At 63.2% G+C, this 20,817-nt stretch carries 7 protein-coding genes and 2 pseudogenes; 6 read left to right on the top strand and 3 right to left on the bottom strand.

The genetic code is table 11. From position 1 onward, the window contains the following. The first annotated feature begins 470 nt into the window (after window positions 1–470). From IPG63_07615 to IPG63_07635, 5 genes are read left to right on the top strand one after another with little or no spacing between them, the layout of a single operon-like run. A complete protein-coding gene (locus IPG63_07615; protein MBK6727115.1) occupies window positions 471–3,209 on the top strand; it encodes a hypothetical protein in 2,739 nt (912 codons plus the stop codon). Next, a complete protein-coding gene (locus IPG63_07620) occupies window positions 3,206–9,004 on the top strand; it encodes a hypothetical protein (GenBank protein MBK6727116.1) in 5,799 nt (1,932 codons plus the stop codon). The genes IPG63_07615 and IPG63_07620 overlap by 4 nt, the downstream gene beginning before the upstream one ends. 15 nt (window positions 9,005–9,019) lie before the next feature. Continuing rightward, on the top strand, window positions 9,020–15,715 hold the full coding sequence (locus IPG63_07625) for a hypothetical protein (GenBank protein ID MBK6727117.1): 6,696 nt from the start codon (window positions 9,020–9,022) through the stop codon (window positions 15,713–15,715). A 9-nt stretch (window positions 15,716–15,724) separates the two neighbouring features. Continuing rightward, window positions 15,725–16,546 (top strand): hypothetical protein, encoded by an 822-nt coding sequence (locus tag IPG63_07630; GenBank protein ID MBK6727118.1) that lies wholly within the window; start codon window positions 15,725–15,727, stop codon window positions 16,544–16,546. 30 nt (window positions 16,547–16,576) lie between these two features. Next, window positions 16,577–17,182 carry a hypothetical protein gene (locus IPG63_07635; GenBank protein MBK6727119.1) on the top strand — a complete coding sequence of 202 codons (606 nt, stop codon included), beginning with the start codon at window positions 16,577–16,579 and terminating at the stop codon, window positions 17,180–17,182. Window positions 17,183–17,233: 51 nt separating this feature from the next. On the opposite strand, the pseudogene IPG63_07640 reads toward IPG63_07635, so the two are convergent. Then, window positions 17,234–17,413 (bottom strand): annotated as a pseudogene (locus IPG63_07640) (IS630 family transposase). Between the two features lie 170 nt (window positions 17,414–17,583). Here IPG63_07640 and IPG63_07645 point away from each other — a divergent pair. Continuing rightward, entirely contained in the window at window positions 17,584–19,230 is a 1,647-nt protein-coding gene (locus IPG63_07645) for an IS1634 family transposase (protein ID MBK6727120.1), read from the top strand. Between the two features lie 313 nt (window positions 19,231–19,543). On the opposite strand, the gene IPG63_07650 is transcribed toward IPG63_07645, so the two are convergent. Together IPG63_07650 and IPG63_07655 are read right to left on the bottom strand one after the other, a co-directional pair. Then, a complete protein-coding gene (locus tag IPG63_07650) occupies window positions 19,544–19,831 on the bottom strand; it encodes a hypothetical protein (GenBank protein ID MBK6727121.1) in 288 nt (95 codons plus the stop codon). 47 nt (window positions 19,832–19,878) lie between these two features. Continuing rightward, window positions 19,879–20,775: pseudogene (locus IPG63_07655) on the bottom strand (IS1634 family transposase). Window positions 20,776–20,817 lie beyond the last annotated feature (42 nt).

Below are 20,817 nucleotides of genomic sequence, written 5' to 3' on the forward strand. Positions count from 1 at the left end.
GCTTACATCGCCCAGTCTTGCGGGATGAGGACTGTGCGAGGAAGCAGCGTCAAAGAAGCGTCGTGGCGGAGACGATAGTTCAGTTCGAATAGAAATCCTCAAGAGGCGCTTTGCCAATCACCTTGCCTTCAAAATGAAGGGTCATTGCGCTTTCGAATATGTTCTGAAGCCGCTTGGTGTCGTACGCAAGCGCGTGCTCGACTACGGCGGCGTCATGCATTGGAAGCTTGAGGCTCACATCGCGTGTTGACCCAGGCATCGGCTCCGAGACCGTTCCTTGCCGAGCGCGCGGGACGGCGCATTTGATACGCGACGCCGCCCGTGTCGCCTATGTCTGACGACATTTGCTGCGTCGCATCTAGAAAAACAGCAGCCGTTGGCGTAAAAGCCCATTGAGCTGTCGGGCCCGTGGTCCGACAGCCTTGCCGAAGTGCGGGGGCGCTGACGCAGTTCATCGCAAGGCATGTCGTGTGTGCGGCATGGGGATTTCGCTATTCATTCTGTCCGACCGGATTTTTGGGGAGGTACGTATGCGTTTGCGCGTCGTAGGGTCGATCGTCCTTGTGCTGAGCATTGCCGCATGCACGCCGCCGCCTGGTGTGCGATTGGACGATCCGCCGGCGAATTGGACCGGCGAGCATCCGTCGGCGTCGCCCGTACCGGCGCTTCTCGGCACGCCACCCACGCCGCGACAGTTGATCGAGAGAAATGCGCCGTTCGATCCTCTGCAGGGGCGCACCACATTCGATGCCGCCGATTTCCTCGACGCCGGACATGCGTCGGAACGACTCGGAAAGCTCTGTGGAATTGTCGGATCCGAATGCACATCGGACTGCGGTCGTGGCGATCCGGCGCGTTGTGCCTCGAAGATCGCAGGCTTGATGGCGCTCGAAACGGCCGGTGAGGAATGCCGGATGACGGGCTGGCCCAAGCTGAATGCCGTGCACGGCCCGGAGGTACGGCGAGCGGTGCGGAACTGGGTTCCGGAATGGTCGTTGTTCAATGATCTGCAGGTCCAGCGACGTCTATGCTCATCACGCTGGCGCGAGCGGGCGGCCCGTGTCGCGATCGAAGCGATGCTGGTGCCCTATCTCCGCACGACGCGCAGTCCGACGCTGATTCAGTTGACCCGAGAGTGGAACGGCGAAGGTGCGGTCGATGGCACCGAGCCTGCCCAGTTCGAGCGGACGGTCTACTGGCGCTACGTGCTTGGCGCAGCGTCGCTGACGGATGTCGAACCGGGTTCGTCGGATGTCGCGGTGCGTCGGACCGTGTCGCTGGCGCCCGGCACGCTGCTGGAGATCACCCAGGTGGACAATCTCCGCACGCGGCTGAATCTGGAACAGGCAGGCTGCAGCGATGCGGGCCTGCCGCGGCAGACGAAATTCACCTGCACAACCCCGGACGCGGAATCCGGCCAACTGGACTGCACGTTGGTCGACGACGCCGAGCGCTCCACCGTCCCCTGCCGCCCCATGGCTTCTCCTCCTCGCATCAGCCGGCTGAGCGTCCCGCTGCGCTACCTGCCCGATGGCGCGCGACACCTACAGACGCCGCAGCAGCTGATGGCGCAGGGTTGGCTGGCTGCAGCGATGGGACAACATGACGTGCTGTGCGATGACGAAAAGGTCTGCACGAGGCACTTTCCGGTCTGCAGTCCAGGCGCGATCCGACGTGATCTCGAAGAAGATGCGACCTGTGGCAATCCGCTTCCTGAACTCAAGCTCGACCAATGGGCCTCCATGGTCGAAGCATCGGATGCGCAGGTCCGCTTCTGGAATGGCCTGCTCGATCCTCGCGTCGGTGATCTCTCGCTCGCAATCGCCACGTCGCCGAGCGGTGCGCCTGCAGTGACGCAGCTGGAAGTCAATGCGTTTGCCGCACTCCTGCCGACCATTCCCGCGACGTGGCGAGATCAAGGAAACGGCGCAACGCCTTCATCCGAGGAAAGCCACTACGCCAGTCTGCTCGATGCGCTCTCGTACTTTCGGGGCAACATGCGCCGCGCCGATGTCCCGACAGGGCCCATCGGTTGGCGTACGGTCGGTGGCGCGCTGGGTGTCCCCGGAAACGCCGCTACCACCACCACATCGATGCGCCGAATGCTCGGTCTCAGTGACGCGGATTTCGGCACCAACGGAAAGCACCCTGTGGCTTACCCGTACAACGTCGTGCCCACGCGCGACAGTCCGTTCACCTACATCGCGGATCCTTCCGGTGGCGGCATGTTCGACCTCCAGGTTCGCGCCGTGCCAGGCGGCGTGCGCTGGTCGGACATGGTTGAGCCGTGGTCGCTGGCGGAATGGCAGGCGTCCGGAATCTACGGGCGGTTCGAACCCAAGCTGTCGTCGATCGACTGGCAGGCTGGCTGTGCGTCGGCGACGGGAAAGGTCAAGCGTCGTCGCCTCAGCACAGCGCTCCTTTGGCCGGGTGATCCCCGCGTCGCGAACGTCGAGCTCCGGTTGGACGTCCAGCAGACCGGCCATGCCGCGTTGTTTCTCGTGCCGCGAGGCAGGGATCCGGCGCTGTCATCGGACCACTGCGCCGCCATCGAGATGCTGCGCCAGATGCAGCGCAAGAAGGACGGTCTGCGCCTGGACTACCGTGATCTGAGGCGTCTCGACCTCCCTGGAGGCAACGACCTCGCCGTGCGGCGCTGCCTCGTACAACCCGATGCGAGCACCTGTGGCGTGCCCTGGGCCTTCGTGCCCGAGCGTTTCCGCTACCAGGGCGGGGATGGCGGCGGTCAACGGCGATTGAGCGGCGATCACAAGCGTTGCGGCGCGCTTCGCTGGGATGCCGCGACGGGGCTTGGTCTCGAGGACGTGCCCTGCGAAACGAGGGATCTCTTGTCGACGTTCGCCACTGCGGTCGCCGAGCATGCGACCAGCGTGTCCGGCTGGGACCTGTTCCGCATCCCGTCGCCGGACGTACCGCATCGCATCACCGCGATCGAACTCCCTGAGGTCGGCCCGGTCGCCATCCTGCAGGAAAATGCGGAGGGCGGCTGCAAGCCCACGTTGGCGCTGGCGCACAGTCGTCATCCCTGGCGGGGTGCGATTGAAGTGGTGCCAGTCGCCGCGCCTGCCGATGGCTGCCCGCAGGCCGCGTCGGAGCAAGTGTTGTGGTCGTTGACGCCTAGGCACGTGCTGTCAGTGGAGGGACTGACCCACTCGCCGTTGCGTGGTTTCGCCGAAGCCGCGCCATGAAGATCCGTATCTTCGGGGTGGACGTTCCCGGCGATTTCGGGCTGGGAACGAGCACGGTGTTCCCCGTGACCGGCAAGGCGATCACGCGGACGACGACCGACGAGATCTTGCTGACGCAGGGCGTGGCAGCTGGGCAGCGCATCCGCGTCATGCGAGCGGATGCGATTCGACTGGAAGCTGGGAGCGAAGCCGATCTATGGTTGACGCTAGGGCCAGGCCTGGAAGGGTTGAAGCATCGCGCCGTGATTCGCGCAGTCTCGGTGGCGCAGATCGTCATCGATGTGTTCTTCGTCGCCGCAGATGCGACCGCTTTGAGCGCGGTCGTCGATGCCAAGACTTTCTGCCGTCTGCTCCCGTTGAACGGGTCGCCCGGCTATTGGCTGCTGACGTTGAACTCGGATGAGACGTGGCGCATAGCTCCACCCACGAATGGGATCGCAGAGAACTGCACGGTCGGCATTCCGGTCGGTGACGGAACCACAACGGTGCGTGCCCGTGTTCACGACATCGTCGGACGTTCACCGCAAGAACCCTGGACGCTGCGGCTCGTGCCGCGCGCCAACGATCGCTCCCTTCCCGTGGACGGAACGAAGCTTGCTTCAGGCCCGTTGATGAGCCCGATGCGGCTCATCAACGGCCTGTACTGCGTCGAACACGCTGCCGGCAACAAGATCTCGGCCTCTTGGCAGCCTTGGAAGGACGAAGGGCCGGTGGGCGCCGTGTTGCTGGGACTTCACGACGAGGAGGGGCTGCCGTTAGTGGTCGAAGCGACGTTGCCGCAGACGGCGTGGCGTCTGACGATGCGAGAGAACCGGGAAAGTGGTGTCGCCGGGGAACCTGGCCTCTGCCTGATGCCGACGGGAACATCGGACGTCGCCACTGGAGCGCTGAAAGAGCTGACCCAGGCGATCTTCGACCCCGCGTCGACTCTGCGCTACGGCGACCTCGACGTGAGGATTCGTCGGCTGCGATGGCTTGCGGCGGTAACCGACACGCGCTGGCGCGTGGCCGATGTTCCAGGCAAGGAAAGGCGAGTTGTCGTGCAGGATCAGGCGCCTCGAAGCATCAAGGGCTTCGCTCTCGACACACAAGTGACGTGCGCGCGAGCCGGTGCGCGTCAGGGCATTCCAGCGAAGCTCTGCTTCAACCAGGTCCACGGCGGCACCGGATCGATCGCGTTCTCTGCCGTCGAACTGTTGTTCGGCGACACGAGCGCCAACTGGCGGCTTGAGATGCAGTACGCGGAGGAGGACAAGGCAGGCGCCCTGTTTTCCGATGCGGCGACCGCCGGGGTGGTGCAGATCGACCGCTTCAGCAGCCATTCGAAGCCGGGGACCTTTGCTCTTCCCGTCAGCGACGCCCGCGCGGCGTTCCGCGACACGAACTCGGACAAGTGGTGGGGGCAGTGGCAGCAGGCGTCGAGCACGGCGCTGGCCATGGCCTTCAAGGAACTGACGCCAGCGCCGCTCAACGAAACGGCTTCGGTCGGGGCCGGCTTCTCCCGCAAGGACAGCGCCGCACAACCGCTGCTCAGCGTGCTCGGAGATCGGAAGAAGCTCGCAAGATCGGATGAGGGCCGACCCGCGCTTGCAGGCACAGTCCGTATGCGCCCGCGACTCGGCACGAAGCAGGTGTCGCCAACGCCTGCACCCGGGAACCACATCCCGATCGGCGGCGGAGCACTCGGACTGGCGCGCTGGTTGTCGGCGATGGTGTTCGGCCAGACCCAGCAGGAAACTGACAGCTCATTCGGATTCGGAGACGGACTGCTGCCCGCAGGGCAGATCGAGGAGTTCGAGCAAGCGCTGAACCGTCGAATCGCGTTGATCGAGCAGCTCGTCCTGCGTCGCCCGACCGCGTCGCTCGCTTGCACCGCGCGTGCGAACAGTGTTCCCTGCACTGGCGATCTCGCCAAGTACACGAAGCTTGTCGATGACATCAAGGCGCCCGGCGACGCTTGGCAGATGGTGCGCGAGAAATGGACCGAGTCCCGTTTCGCCACGGACGGCTGCGCGGCACCGTTGGCGGAGCACATCCGCTTGCTGCGCGTGCTCAAGCAACTGTTGGCTCAAGGCGAGAGCACGCTGAGGGAGCAGTTGGCCGCGCTCGCGGCCGAGGCGTCAGATCTGGCTGATCCGAAAGCGTTTGACGCATGGTGGCAGCAGGGTGCGCCATTGCGCGCCGTCGTCCAGCAAGTGCTGCGCGAAGCGCCCAAGACGCGGTCGGCAGCGGCGCATCTGCTCACGAGGATGTTGCAGCGCCTTGCCTGGCAAGCGAAGGCATTCGACGACGATCGGTATGCACGCTTCGTCTCGCAGCTGAAGAAGTTGGCGACGAAGATCGGCGATGTCGCCAACGACATGAACAACACGATCGACCAACTCAAAGGGCTCTGGCCGACAGTGGCGTTCCTGTCGGTTGCTGCCCAGCAGACTGCGGCAGAGAACGTGGAGGAGGCAGTGTCGGCGGTGGTGATGACCAACCCCATGGTCGTCGCCGACGTGGCCGCGTTCCTCAAGGCCTGCCGGCAAGCCGAGACAGAATTGGGCCAGCAGGGCAAGGAATTCCTGAAAGAACTCATCGAGTTCATGGCGGGAATCGAATCGTTCGCGACTGCGGTCAATGTGCCTTCGCTGGATCATCTCGCGCGCGTGGGCGAGGACATGGTCGTCCAACGCCTGCAAGAGGTGTGGGATGGCTATCGCAAGCAGGGCGAGCGGTGGCTCCGGGATCACGAGCAGCAGCAGCGCGATGAGCTTCGGAAGCTGCTGCAGGACCACCCGATTCTGAACGACGAGACGCTCAAGCTCATTCGGGACCTCGAGGCGGGCGTGAGGTCCGCGCTCGCGGCCGCAGCCAATCTCGGGGAGGCAGGAGCCGACCTTCTGCGGGAGGTGAGAAGCCAGCCTCTGGACTACGTGGCCATCGGCCGCGGCGTGAACTTCGGTCTGTCCGACGGCACCACCGAGGGCTACGCGGCGGTACGTTCGGCGATCGAAAAGCTCACCTCGTCCGTGGGCCGTCCGCTCGCGGTATGCGACCTGGGCTCCGGTTTCTCCTGGGACTATCTGGCCTGCGAGAACAGTGTCTACCTGCTCAAGCTGGGCAAGCGCCGGCCGCTGGACGACATCCTCGGCGAACTGCACGAGCGCGTCCGCACTGACGAGCTGCCCGATCCCCTCCGGCTCGTCGGCAAGGTCAGGAATACCGACCCCAAACCCGAGGCCGAAAAGGAAAAGATTCGCACCTGGGTGTCGGACATGGTCGACGCCGAGGTGGCAGCCGCCGACTGGCAAGGGCTGATCATCCTCAAGCCCAGCATCGACTTTTCCGACGACAAGATGACCAGCGAGATGTGCGGCCTCTCGCAGCTGACGGCGGAGTACGTCGCATTCTCCGGAGGGACGCGAGATCGCCCGGGAAAAAAGTCGAAATCGATGCAGGTCTGGGCGCGTATCCGAAGCGAGGCTCCCAAAGAAGCAAAGGAGAATGGGCTCTATCCCCGTGAAGCGAAGGACAGCGACGGTGCGTTGACCTTGATCGAGTTCGATGCGCATATCCGCGGCACCCGGCTCTTACCGTCCAGTCGCGTCGAGATGCGACTGGACATGGGGCGCCTGTTCGGAAAGAAGGCGGAGGACGCGGCAGCGGCCGAGGAACGATCCAAGTGGCGTATCCGCATCGTCGGGCGCGTGATCGAACCTCAGAAAGCCGACGCAGCGCCGCGCTTCGAGTTCACCGCCGCGCTCGAGGACGCGCTTCAGATCGACATCGACAAGCTGTTCTTCAAATCGATCGAAATCCGCCGCATCGAGGGCGTGTATCGCAACCAGCGAGCGACGCTCGCGGTGAACGCGTCGATCGCTCTCAAGAGTACGGATGGCAGTGCATTCCAGACCAGTGGCGACGGCAAGCTCATGTTGTCCGACTTCCGCATGGTCTTCCCGCGGCTCGATGGCGCATCGGCCGTCGGTCGCCCCAGGGAAATGCGTTTCGATCTTGGCTCCCTGCGCGGTCTGCTCAATCCGAAGCGGGCGCTGACGCTGGGCAACTTCGAGTTCGAGGTCGTCGGCTTCGGCTATCTGCGCAGCCATCCTGGCGAAAGGGTGGAAGGCGCGGAGACCGCCGATTGGCGGGAGCGGGACGAACAGCGCAAGCATCTGAACCGCTGCTTCAAGCCGATCGGCTTCGATGGCATCTACAGCGGATCCGACTTCGATGCCATCGGCGAAATGCCCTACGTCGTGTTCTCGGTCACTTTTGGCGGCCTGCCCGTGCTGGACCGTAAGGCCGCGAGCAAACTGCGCATTGGCCTGCTGGTTGGACTCATGACGAAGGAGACGGGTGGCAGCGCTCGAAATGAGATTGTTGTTGCGGCGGGTGATCTGGACGCCAGCAAGATCGACATCAACCTGTTCCGCGTGATCCGTATTCAGATCGAAAGGCTACTGCTGCTCCCCGATGAGCGGAGCGAGCTGGACGGCAGGCAATACAGTGCGTTCTACGTGGAGGACTTCCGCCTGAACATCCTCGGATGGAACCTGATCGGGAATCAAAGCGAGGGAGAGAAGAAAGGAAAGAATGGGGCGAATGTTTTGCACATGCAAGATCACAAGGGCGAGCGAGGTTTCGCTGTCTTCGTGCCTGAACCCAATTCTGGCGACCTGATCGAGATGCAGTGGCTGTTGATCGGTCGCAACCTGGCGTTGGCGTCCGAGGTGTACCTCAAGTTCTTGACCGACCCCGGGACCTCGCCGTCGGGTGAAGATCCACCCTACCCGCTTCTTAAGCTGGAGGAACAAGATGGAGATAAGCCGCCCAAGGCCAAGAACTTCAAGGCCATGCTCGCCGGCAACAACGCCTGGCTGTTCGGCACACGCTTCAATCTCAAAGGCAATCTCGTCAAGAACTGCGCTTTGGTCATGCAGGACGGCGTGTTCTATGGCATTCGCCTGCAGGGGCCCATCATCAAGGCGCTGTTCAAGATTGGCGATAGCGGGGGAGGCAGTGGTGGCAGTCCAGGCAATGACGACACCCTGGTGATTGCCTACAAGCCCGGAGAAAGTGCACGTCAGGATCGGTTCTACTTTGCCGCGCCGATCCCGTTGCTCAATCTGTTCAACTTTGGCCCGGCCGGCCAGATGGTGTCCGGCCTGGTCATGCTGGGCTGGAGCTTCAACACCGACGCGCTCGTGGGTCTGGGCTTCCCGTATCGTGTCGGTGCGAAGCGACGCTGGGAAGACGCCTTCTCGTTCTACTGCGGCATCTATCAGGCGAAGTTCGGCTTCTACCTCGAAAAACGCTCCGAGTCGCTAGCGGGCAGAGAAATGCTCGTGATCGGCGGTGGTCTGGCGATCGAGTTCGGCTACGGCGCGAGCTATGGCGGAGGATGGCTTTACATCCGGGCCGGCATCGGCGTATTCGTGGTGGTGGAGGGCGATCTGTGGCTGAAGTTGGACGAGCCCGGCGGCGGCGACGAAGGCATAGCGGCGCTGCTGCAGCTCGGCAGCAGTATCAAGATGTTCCGATTCAACGGGGAAGTCGGATTGCTCGCCTACGTGGAAGGAGCGATCAACATCTGGATCATCTCCGCCCGTTTCCGGGCGGAGCTGCAAGCCTCGATCGGCGTCGAAGTCAATTACAACGCTGGCGAGCCAATCCTCGCGCGCTATCGGGCCACGCTCTATGCCGGCTACTACGCCCGCGCCTGCATGGACCTAGGCCTCACCGATGTCTGCTATGAGGTGCAGGGCGAGTATCCGTTGAGTATCGAAGGCACCGCGACCATCGGCTGAGTCAGGGAGGATCTCGTGAACACTGTCTACGTTTCCGTCCAGTTTGTCGATCCGCCGCTGCTGAAGGATGGCGACTGTGTGCAGCAGGGACTATGGGCGGTGCTCAAGCCGCACCTGCTCCTCGAGTACGACAAGACCGAAGTCTTGCTCCAATATTTCATGCACGAGAAGCCGAGCGATTGGTCCTACGTCGTTGCGACGGAACAGCATCGCCCGGATATCGACGAGTTCTGCAATGCGCCAAGAAAGAAGGTGGTTCCGGTTCCGCTGCCACCCCTCACCGCCATCGAATGGCGCACTTCTTCCGGCAGCGGGCTGCGGTTCACCGCAGACAGCGACGATGCTCCCGAGGCGGATGGCGGCGGCAGCGGATGGCGACAGTTCTCCTTCGTCAATAACCTCGACGTGCACAAGGGCCTTGATGATCGGGAAAAGTGTGTCGACGCGATCGTCCATCTGTCGGCTCAGGAGCGGGTGCGCGTCATTGATTGGATGGTTCGATTGGCGGACTGGATGGCGATCGGCCGCGATCAGGTGCGCAGCGAATCACGCTCGATCTATGTCAAGAACCAGCTTTGCGGTTCCGCGTCACCGCTCCCTGCCGTTGATAACGTGATCAATGCGGTCGACAAACAGTTGATGGATCTGCTCGTGCCCGGCATCGGCGACTCCTCGCTGCTGTTGAAAGGCAGCGACCGCACAACGGTCGCGTGCGAGTTGATGCGTCGGCTCGGACTCCGCTGCGATGCCACAGACCAGCCTGACGGCGAGGAGCGCGAGCGTCTCGCGGAGAACTGGAAAGGCCAGAAGGATCTGCAGGCGATCTATCTGTTCTTCCTGCGTCGGACGCCGATCGCGCCGATCAGGAAGTGCATCGCCGAGCTGCTCCAGCCTGGGGAAGACTGTTTGGCCAAAGTGCGGCAGATCGAGGACCTGCTTACCGGATGGCCGCCGCCCCCCCTGTTCAAGTACGACCTGTCTCCGAGAGGCCAGTGCGAGTGGGCTTGTCTGGACGCGAAGGAAGATCACAACACCTATCTGGAGAAAGTCTGGAGGTCTTGGCGGGAACGCATCGGGGCGGCCGAGGGTCGCCGCGACGAGATCTGGCAACTCATCGATGAACTTGCGTGGTTCATGTCCGCGGGCGAACGTTTGTTCTGGCCGGATGCCCGCAGCGACGATGGTACGCAGACTGACAACGATCGACTGCTGCGGCTGGGTTGCGAGAACCGGCCAGAGGACCGTCTGACGAATGCCCAACAGGACGGCTGCGATACGAGCCGCTGGAGCTGGACCTCGTCGTTCTCGCTGCTCGGCCTCACCCAGCGCGTGTTTTCGGAAGGTTCATGGCAGCAAGCAGTGTCGATGGCGGTGATTCCGTTGGAACTGCGCTGGCAACGCCCGACGCTGGATTCGCTGACCATCGGCGATAGCGCAAATCTGTTGGACACCGGCAACGCTCGCCATGAGCTCAATCAGCAGTTGTACCAGTACGCGGAAGAATCGCTGCGTCTCGGCCGTTCGCGGCCATCCGGCATGCAGAGCGCGATGTTGGCCGATCCGGGTAAGGCGGGGACGGTGCTGTGGCGGCCGGCCTTCCAGACGCTGAACAAGTGGGCTTTCCACGTCAATGGCGAAAAAGAGAAACTCACCTGTCATGCCGTGCCGCCCGCCTTCCTCGATTTGCTCGAGTCGCGAAGCCAGCTCTGTACGCCGTCCGAGTCGGGCGACAAGGATCGCTTCGACCAGTTGACGGCGCAGCGATTCCTGCTTCGGCGCGGCGACATCTCACTGCCTGGAAATGACGTCGCGCCGGCTGGGCTGACATTCGGCATGTTGGTGGGCGTGACGCTTCGTGTGCTGATGAAGGAGTCGGGGACGACGCACAGGCTGCCCAACAACGGCTGCTTCGAGAACATGGGCGGTCGTTGTGTCTGCGAGATCAAACTGACGTCGCGGGATGGCGAAGGGCAGCCGTACTGCGAGCTGGACATGACGGAGCTGAAGAAAGCCCTGTTCGGATCGTTCGACGTCAACTCTTCGCGCAAGGTCTACCTGACCAACAAACAACAGCCTGGCAGTGCCGCGCAACCGATCCAGCACGAGGATCTGGTCTGCGTCCATGACCCGGTCACGGACACCGATGCAATCTGGTGGTTGGGAAAATTGGAAGTCATCAAGCCATTCCTGACTCAGGATCCGCAAGGTGCCGGTGTTGAGGTGGTGGACTCTTCGGCGGCCTTGCTCTGGCAGCTTCCCGACACCGCGGAAGCGTTCAACCAGCTCATCGTGAACGACGAAAGCAAGGTCGGCCGTGGTGACGGTGTGGTACTGGCGCCGACACGATTTCTCGATCTGGCCTTCGGCCGATCCGTTGACACGCAGCACTTCGCGATGACGGTGAAACTGGTGTCGCCGCTGGATGGCCTGGCGCGTGTGTACTGGCGGCAGGCGCAGTCGGCGCAGAAGGGCTGGTTGTGGCTGCATCAGGGCGACACCGTGCTGCGGCTCACCGAAACCGCGCATATGCGACCGCTGCACCCGAATGCGGAAGCGGCGCGCACGTGTCCAGCCCTGGTGGCCGCACCCACCAAGCCGGACACTCAACCCTCCGTCGCGCTCAACTTCGAGTTCCTGGAACGCAACGTGCCCGACGGCGAGGTCGAACGTGGCAGCCTGATGGCGGAGTCCCGGCGTTACTCCCTGTGGTGCAACGCCGGAAAGACGCATGCGCTCAGCGTTGGCCTCGATCAGCAGTACGGCTTCCGCAACCACTCGATGGTTTCTGAGCAGCTGGTCCTGCCTCTGACCAGCACCATCGTGCATCCGGCGGACGTGCGCTGGAAGCCCGGGCCGACATTGCGGGCGCCCACGCGCGCCAAAGGAACGGATGCCCGCACCGACCGCCTGAAGGCTCTGGACCGATTCGCGGATTTCCCGTTGCTGGCCTGGCGGTTGGAGCGGCGTCCGGTCGACCGCCGATTCGAGGTGATCGTGGAGCTGGATGAGCTGGCGCTGCTCAGTGCATTCACCTCGCTGAAGGACGTCGTTTCCGACGAGAAGGACCGGGCCGTTATGGACATGCCTAACCTGCGACGCCTCTACGAGGCGTTCCACGAGCTCATCGCTGAAGGCGGCGATGCGCGCGCGAAGGCAACGCTGCATGTGGAGAAGTGGTCCTACAGATCGGACAGCCACGGCAGGCAGGAGGGCGCTGCGTCCAGGTCCATGAGCGCCCGGCTTGTTCGCGCGCCATCCAATGCAGTGGCCGTCAAACTCGCCGACGAGTTCAAGAACAAGTTGGGCGACCTCGTGAACGCCTGCCGCGGCAATCGCCTGGGCGAGTTCATCAGCGCCCTGCGCGCATACTGCCAGCCGATCGCAGTGCATCTGTTGAGCGCCGGTTCGTCACAGCGATCGTGGATCCCCTGCTTCCGGCAGATATGCAGCGAAAGCACGGAGATCGGCGCGGATGTGCTGCGGGTAGGTTGGGCGGTCGAACGAAGTCCCGGGACCCTGCACCCCACCGGTGCTGACCTGATCATCGACACCGAGCACACGCGCCTGCTGCCTCGGCAGCTGCGCGACAACAGCGAGTCGGGTTGTGGTTTGCCCGAGTGGATGACCGAGCGGACGGACGATCTGCCCTCGAAGCGACCCAAGAAGGTGGGCGACGCTATGACCGAGCAAGCAGCTACCAACGCCGCGGACCGTGCGAGGCGCTATCTGGGATCGGACGGCGGTGAATCCGAGGTCCGGCGATCGTTTCGTTGGCTCGCGCGACGCCACGAAACCTCGTGCGCACTGTCGGTCGACGGCACGGAGGACTCCGCGACGGACGCCTGGGAACGCGAGCGCGCGGCGCAGATCGTCGGCGGTTCCGAGACGAACTGTGTCGTCATTCGGAAGCGTCCGCCGCCCGGTGCGACGGCCTTGCCCTCCTGTCTGCGCGACATCGGCGGCGCTTCAGCCTGGTTCTTTACGGTGCCCTTGGCCTTTCTGCCGCTGCCGGCGCACCCGCAGTTCAAGGACCAGCGCAGTACGCAGGAATTCTTCGTATTCCTGCTGCGGGTGCTCAATGAACTCGCGGACGGCGGCGGATCCACGCTGTCGCGATTGATGCTGATGAATGAGCGAAAGAATGGTCAGACCACCCCGGAAGCGCAAGACCTGCTTCCGCTCACCAAGGCGATAACCCGGTCTCGCCAGCTGCGCGAACAGATCGCGTCCGCGCTCTCGGACCACTACCTCGCCATCGTCGAGGATGACGAGGAGGATGGCCGCGAACTGAGGAACTGGCAGGGCCGGAAACCTGGCGCCGGTGTGCCGCTGTGCGGCGCCGCTGCGGATGCGGGTGCACCGGCGGATGGCGAGCAGAACGCCGCCGAAGAGCGGGATCTGCTGGGTCATGTGCGCCGCTTGCGCGAGGCGGCCCTCGGTCCACGAACCGCGGATGTCCTCGCCACCGTTGCGAATCGAAGTGTCGTGCGCGAGCGGGTGCGACAGACGCTGTTGCGGGATCTGTCTGGCTACTGGGTGAACAAGGCCTGGGCCCTGCATCTGTTCGACCCGATGGCACCTGCCACGAAAAGGCTGGCGAACGTGCAAATCCGCAAGTTGCGATCTCTTTCGTCGGAAGTGAAGGTCAAAGACCCCGTTTTAGCGCTTTCAGCAGCCGAAATACGTCTAGGCGCGATGACCGGTCCGGAGGAAAAGACCGGAGCTGACGACCTACGTGATGCCGTCGTGGTTCTGCAGCGATCGAAATACGACCCACATGCTCGTCCCATGACGACACGTGCGCTAACTGATGTAGTCGATGCGTTGACTCAGGCCACGGCGAAAGCACCCTTGATGGACACCGACGCTTTCTCTTGGAACGACCTGCTTCCCATTCCGCTGAACGACGAGAACTTCCCCGCCATCGTCGAAGGTCTGGATGACGACGGGTACGACAACGATTTTCATGTGCACGCCTACGGTACGCGCGCGCAGTCGTACGACGACCTGATGACCGCCATTTCCGTCGAGAGGATCGAAGGAGAAGCATGCAGATTCGTACCCCAGTGCCGCAATCCTCTGGAACAGCCACGAGCGCAGGAGCCGCGCGCCGTTGAACTGGTGCCCGTGCATCACAACCCGGAATGGCGAAGCTGGGCGCGTGAACCGGGAAGCGATGCGTGGCGGATCCGACGAGCCTACTATCTGCTGCCGTCCAGACGCAGCCCCAACGCGCCGGTGTGGGTGGCCGCGACGCAAGAAGCCACGACGAAATCGAGCAGCATCGTGGCGCCCCGACTGCTGCCGACGTTCGGCGAACCAGGGCCGAGCAAGAGTGCATTGTTTCCCGATCAGCTCGCACCCGCGGACTTCCACCAGTACGTTGAGGAAGGTGCGCTCACACAGGCCTGGGTGACGGCCGAGGTCACGGTGGACGCAGATCTGAGACCGAGGCTGGATGCCTACGTCTGGTTTGCGCATTTCGGCTTCGAATCCGACGAGAAGGGCGGTATCAGCAACGATCGCCTTGAGGTCGAAGTGCGTACCTTGGGTCCCGGCGGCGACAGCCTCACCAGCGATGCAGCGCCCGAAGGCCGGAAACAAGTATTGGACCACTTCCAACTCGGCCGCTGGTATCAGTTCTTCCGCGCGACGCAGGCCAAACCGGGTGCACAGGCTTCGCCCGAACCCATCGTGCCCGACACGCTGATCGACGAGCTCTCGAAGCTGCTCGCCCGAAGCGATGAAAAGAACCGGACTTCACTTCTGGCGAGCGTGGCCACGACCGCTTCGGACAGCGGCGGGACCGATGACGTGTTATGCAAGAGCGGCTGCACCACATTCATCCTTGAACGTCGCGATGGTCAACTGCACGCACGGGCGGAATCCCGGCCCAAGTTGCCCGATCCGGTGCTTGTCGGCGCCGGGTTGTACAAGGTTGTGTCCAAGGACGGAGAACGCGTTGTGTCCAAGGACGGAGAACGCACGCGATTCATGTTACGCATCGCGTTGCTCGGGAGCGTATTCGAGTCCTATCAGGTCCGGATGCGCCAACGCCGGAATGTGCGCGATACCGACTTCGACAACGACGAGGACATTAATCCCGCGTTCGAGATGAATGCGAGCTCGGCCTGGATTCGGCCTGGCCAGGTGTACGCCCGTTGGAGAGGCGCCTTGTCGGCGACTTTGCCACCGACCGTGAGCCAGCCGACCCCCTCGGTCGTAGCCGGCGATGTCGGGAAATTCCCGCCGACGAACGAGGGTCACGACATCCACGGCCCGAGCTACGCCGCTTGGCGCGACGGCATGGTGCCGTTCTGCAGCACCGGCGCATCGTGGAGTGATCTGGCGGGGCAGACGCAGGCGTACGCGGGACTGAAGCAGATGATCGCCGCGACGAAGCGGGAAGTGCGCGTCTTCCACTACGAGGTCATGTCCGACTACGAAGACCTCACCTGGCCCAAGCAACAGTCTTGGGACGACAGCGTGCAGGTGCCGAACGATCCTGTTGTGCCCGAGACACGCGCTACGGCCAGCCTGCGGCAGGTGGGCCGCGGCACCTGGAGCGAAACTGATGAGACCTGGGCAGGCAGGTTGTTCGCACTCGAAGCCAGCAAAGACCCTGCGCGCAGGCGTGCAGTCAGCATCGAGTGGCGCATCAACGACCTTCCGTTGCTGCGCGTGGATGGACTGCCGATCATCTGGGCTTGAGGAGGCCGCATGGACAGCAATCGACGCAGATTCATGATCCAGTCCGCTGGCGCCGCGGTCGTTCCGATGGCGGCGGGCGGCATGATCCCTCCTGCCGAAGCTGCGCCGGCCTGGGAGCCAGGCTTCGACATCGTTGCTCTGGGCGGCTTGGATCCATTCCGTGTGCTGAGCGTGGGCGGACACCGGAACACACCGCTGCGCCCCAGCGCCGGGGGAACTGAATGTTGGGCCGACATGGGCGCCGGATTTGCGTTCGCCGCTTCGATGGCAAGCCTCGCGGAGTGCTGGCAGCGCGGTGCCGGCTGCATCGCATTGGAAGCGACCGCGAGCTTAGCGTCGCATGCCGACGCTTGCATGAACCTGGCGAGTGCCCTTGGTGGCGCACCCGTATGGCGCGCCGGGGTGCATGTGCATACGACCGCAGGATGGACGTCGTTTGGTTGGAATAGCAGGGAACTCGGAGATCCTCTTCAGCACGGCATGGCGCATCTTCGGCGTCTGCATACCATCGCGCAGCAGCCGGGCGTGGATCGCGTGGCGGTGGTGCTCGCGGGATTCGACTGGCACGGCTATGAATCTATTCAGGACGCGAGGCTGCGGTCATTGGATCGATTGATCCGAATGGCGCATCGGGTGACGCTCGAGACGGGCTGGAATGGCGATGTCGTGGTGCACACCGAGCTCGGCCGAAACACCGCCGCCAATGCTGCGGGCGGCAGTGATCACGGCCCCTATCGCTTGCGGATGCGCATCGGACGACAGCGGGGCACCACGGACTTTGTCGCCAGCGCGGAGCGGCTTGCGGAGCAATTTGAACTCGCCTGCCGTTGAGCAGGCCCGGCAACCGAGAGGAGGAATCACATGAAGAGATTCGTTGCGGGACTGACGCTGATGTCTGCGATCGCGGTGTGCAGAAGCGCTGACATCGAGGGCGCGCCTGCGTCACAGTTGTCGGGGCAGGTCAAAAACACCATTAGTGGCATCGCCGACCGAGCAGGGTTGTCGAAGGTCACCGTCACCAGTTCGGACCGAAGCCCCGGAAGCCACGCGCACATCATCGTCGTCGACAAGCTTCGCTGCTCGGGGCGAGATTGTCCCGGCAAGCAACAAGTCCTCGACGACTACTGTGCCATCCACGACGTCGCGATCAACGAGCTGTTCGCGGACACCAGCTGGACAACGGCGGATCAGGCCGTCGACGTGCTCGCTGATCGGCTCACTGCCGTGCTTCCGGCGACCAGGGACTGCGTCATGCACGTGATCGTGCCAGGACAGAATACGACTTGGAAGGCCGTCGACATCGCACCTTCGTCGATTCCTCCGGAAAAGCGGTGCGACTTCCTGCGGGAGGCGCAGGCGGACGAGCGCGTGGCCAGCGACCGAATATTCGTTCCCGCGAGCACGAATTGTTCAGATGGAACGAAGAAAGCTTCAGAAACCGCATTCCATATTGAGATTCGGCAGTAAATACGTCCAGCGACACCCACTATTGATCCGGCCAAGTGAAGTTTGAACTTTTCATGCGGCGTACTTTACGCGAGGATCTTGGAAATAGCTGCGCAAGCGCTCGGGTGATGTTTCGAGGCGCTCCATGTGCTCGGTCGCGGCAGCTTTCGGCCTTGCCTTGGTGCGTGCCGGGACTTTCGAGCCGATGTGGTGCTTGAGATCGGCGTTGAGTCGTTCTTCGGGATTCAGTTCCCCCAAGTTCCGCAGTTGGACCCAAAAATTTCGCCCTTGCTCGGCGGTGAGGGTCAATAGAGTCAACGACTTGGCGCGATTTTGGGAGGGTTTTCGGAAGGGTCGTGTTGTGTCACGTCGGAGCGCGATAGTGGCTTACGAAGCGGTTCTGACTGTGTTAGGGTTGGCACATGTACACGCGCATCACTCGCTCCGGTGGCCGCAGTTATCTGCAGATCGTCGAAGGCTTCCGCTCGGAAGCTGGAGTGCGGCAGCGCGTGGTCGCGAATCTGGGTCGCCTCGATCAGTTGTCGGACAAGAAGCTGGATCCCTTGATCCACGGCTTGCAGCGCGCTGGGCCCGTGCCGAGTTCGGCGCCGGTGCCGGAGTACGACACGGCGCTGGCGTTCGGTGATGTCTATGCGTTGAACGCGCTGTGGTCGGAGCTTGGGTTCGGCGAGGCGATCACGCGCGCGTTGCGCTCATCGCGCCGAGCCTTCGATGCCGAGGCGATGGTGCGTGCGATGGTGTTCAACCGCTTGTGCGCGCCGGACTCGAAGCCAGGCTGCCTGGAATGGCTTGAGACCGTCTCGATTCCCGGCATGCCCGAGGACATCACCCACGATCAACTGCTGCGCACGATGGATGCACTGATGGATCGGGCGGAGGCCGTCGAAGCGCGCGTTGCGGCGCAGTTGCGGCCGATGCTCGACCAACAGCTGTCGGTGGTGTTCTACGACCTGACCACGATCCGCATTCACGGTGAGGGCGAGGTCGCAAACGATCTCCGCGCGTTCGGCATGAACAAGGAAACTGGCGGCATCGAGCGCCAGTTCGTGCTCGGCGTGGTGCAGTCGGCCGAAGGTCTGCCGCTGATGCATACCGTGCACGCCGGCAACGTGTCGGAGACCAAGACGCTGAAGGCGATGCTGGACTCGGTGCTCAAGCGCTTCGATGTCGAGCGCGTGATCATCGTTGCCGACCGCGGCCTGCTGAGCTTGGACAACGTTGCCGAACTGGCCGCCGTTGCCAACGCCACGCAGCGCAAGTTGCAGTTCATCCTGGCGGTGCCGGCGCGGCGCTATCGCGAACTCGGCGGGACTCTGGATGCCCTCGCGTTCGATCGCGACCGTGCCAGTCTGGCCGAAGGCGAGTTCGCGGGTCATCGCCTGGTGGTCGCGCACGATCCGGCACGCGCGGCCGAGCAATCGGCGAAGCGCCGCGCGCGGATCACCGAGATCGAGGCGTTCGCCGAGAAACTGGTGAGCAAGCTCGATGCGCAGGATCAGGGCAAGACCGCGCGCGGCCGCAAAGCCAGCGATCGCGGCGCCTACACGCGCTTCCAGCAGGCGGTCGCGGACGCCGAACTGACGCGCTACATCAAGGCCGACTATCAGGCCGATTGCTTCAGCTACGGCGTCGACGAACACGCGATCAGCGACGCCGAGCGTTTCGACGGCAAGCTGGTGCTGCTGACCAACGTCAGCGACTTCAGCGCCGAACAAGTCGTCAGCCGCTACAAGAGTCTCGCCGACATCGAGCGCGGCTTCCGCGTGCTCAAGAGCGACCTCGACATCGCACCGGTCTTCCACCGACTGCCAGATCGCATCCGCGCGCACGCGTTGATCTGCTTCCTCGCGCTCGTCCTCTACCGCGTCATGCGCATGCGCCTGAAGGCGAACGGCAACACCAACAGCCCGAAGACCACTCTCGAACTCCTGCGCCGTCTGCAAACGCATCGCGTGCGCATCGGCAAACAGAGCCTCACCGGCATCGGCACGACCACACCCCAGCAACTCGAACTGTTCGCCGCCCTCGGCATCAAGAAACCTTCCTGACGCCCATGTTGTGTCATTTTTGCCTGTCTCACCACAGGCAAATCAAGGACTTACGCGATTAGCTGCGGAACTTGGGAGTTCCGGGCTGTAGCTCGGCAGGTAGAACAGTTCGATCTGCTCTGCGCGTTCGGCGACCCATGCTTTGACCAGCGCGGATTCTGATGAATTCGGTACAGCAATCTGATTCAAGTCGGTACGGCGTTCTGGTTGAAGCCGGTACGGTTATCCACAGGCTGGTAGGGATTGGAATGATCGCAGGATTGCGATCGGGATTCCGCGCAGGCCAAGGGTTTGCAGTGCCTGATACAAGGGCTCAGTGAGCATGCTGATCCCCGTAGTAGGCCGCGCCGCGCAAGTTGGCGTGCTCGATCACGACCGCCGGTGGTGTCGGTGTCGGTAGCGGGTGACGGATCAGATCGTTGATGGCGCGATAGCTGAGCGCGTTTAGATCGAGTGCGCGCCGACATGCTGCTTCCAGCGCTTCCGCGCCGTGATCCTTGGCGAGGCGCAAGATGCCCTGACTGGTGCGATAGGTCTGTTCCGCATGCGTCTTGCGCGTGACTTGCGCAGCAATCACTTGCGCCGTCGCTTCGCCGATCACTGCTGCGCGCTTCTGCAAGCTGCTCTGTGTCCGATCGAGATAGCCGCGATGACGTTGGTCAGCAGCACCAGCTTGCCGTCGAAACGCTCGGCGTCGCTGATCGCGTGTTCGTCGACGCCGTAGCTGAAGCAATCGGCCTGATAGTCGGCCTTGATGTAGCGCGTCAGTTCGGCGTCCGCGACCGCCTGCTGGAAGCGCGTGTAGGCGCCGCGATCACTGGCTTTGCGGCCGCGCGCGGTTTTGCCCTGATCCTGCGCATCGAGCTTGCTCACCAGTTTTTCGGCGAACGCCTCGATCTCGTCGATCCGCGCGCGGCGCTTCGCCGATTGCTCGGCCGCGCGTGCCGGATCGTGCGCGACCACCAGGCGATGACCCGCGAACTCGCCTTCGGCCAGACTGGCGTGGTCGCGATCGAACGCGAGGGCATCCAGAGTCCCGCCGAGTTCGCGATGGCGCCGCGCCGGCACCGCCAGGATGAACTGCAACTTGCGCTGCGTGGTGTTGGCAACGGCGGCCAGTTCGGCAACGTTGTCCACGCTCAGCAGGCCGCGGTCGGCAACGATGATCACGCGCTCGACATCGAAGCGCTTGAGCACCGAGTCCAGCATCGCCTTCAGCGTCTTGGTCTCCGACACGTTGCCGGCGTGCACGGTATGCATCAGCGGCAGACCTTCGGCCGACTGCACCACGCCGAGCACGAACTGGCGCTCGATGCCGCCAGTTTCCTTGTTCATGCCGAACGCGCGCAGATCGTTTGCGACCTCGTCCTCACCGTGAATGCGGATCGTGGTCAGGTCGTAGAACACCACCGACAGCTATTGGTCGAGCATCGGCCGCAACTGCGCCGCAACGCGCGCTTCGACGGCCTCCGCCCGATCCATCAGTGCATCCATCGTGCGCAGTAGCTGATCGAGGGTGATGTCCTCGGGCATGCCGGGAATCGAGTCGGGATTTCGGCGACAGGTTTGACTCCGCTCAGCGATCAT

Source organism: Lysobacterales bacterium (genome assembly GCA_016703225.1).
Taxonomy (GTDB): domain Bacteria; phylum Pseudomonadota; class Gammaproteobacteria; order Xanthomonadales; family Ahniellaceae; genus JADKHK01.

Bases quoted from the DNA above. Each gene is read 5' to 3' on its own strand.
- IPG63_07620 (MBK6727116.1), top strand. From the start codon at position 3,206: ATGAAGATCCGTATCTTCGGGGTGGACGTTCCCGGCGATTTCGGGCTG.
- IPG63_07630 (MBK6727118.1), top strand. From the start codon at position 15,725: ATGGACAGCAATCGACGCAGATTCATGATCCAGTCCGCTGGCGCCGCG.
- IPG63_07635 (MBK6727119.1), top strand. From the start codon at position 16,577: ATGAAGAGATTCGTTGCGGGACTGACGCTGATGTCTGCGATCGCGGTG.
- IPG63_07645 (MBK6727120.1), top strand. From the start codon at position 17,584: ATGTACACGCGCATCACTCGCTCCGGTGGCCGCAGTTATCTGCAGATC.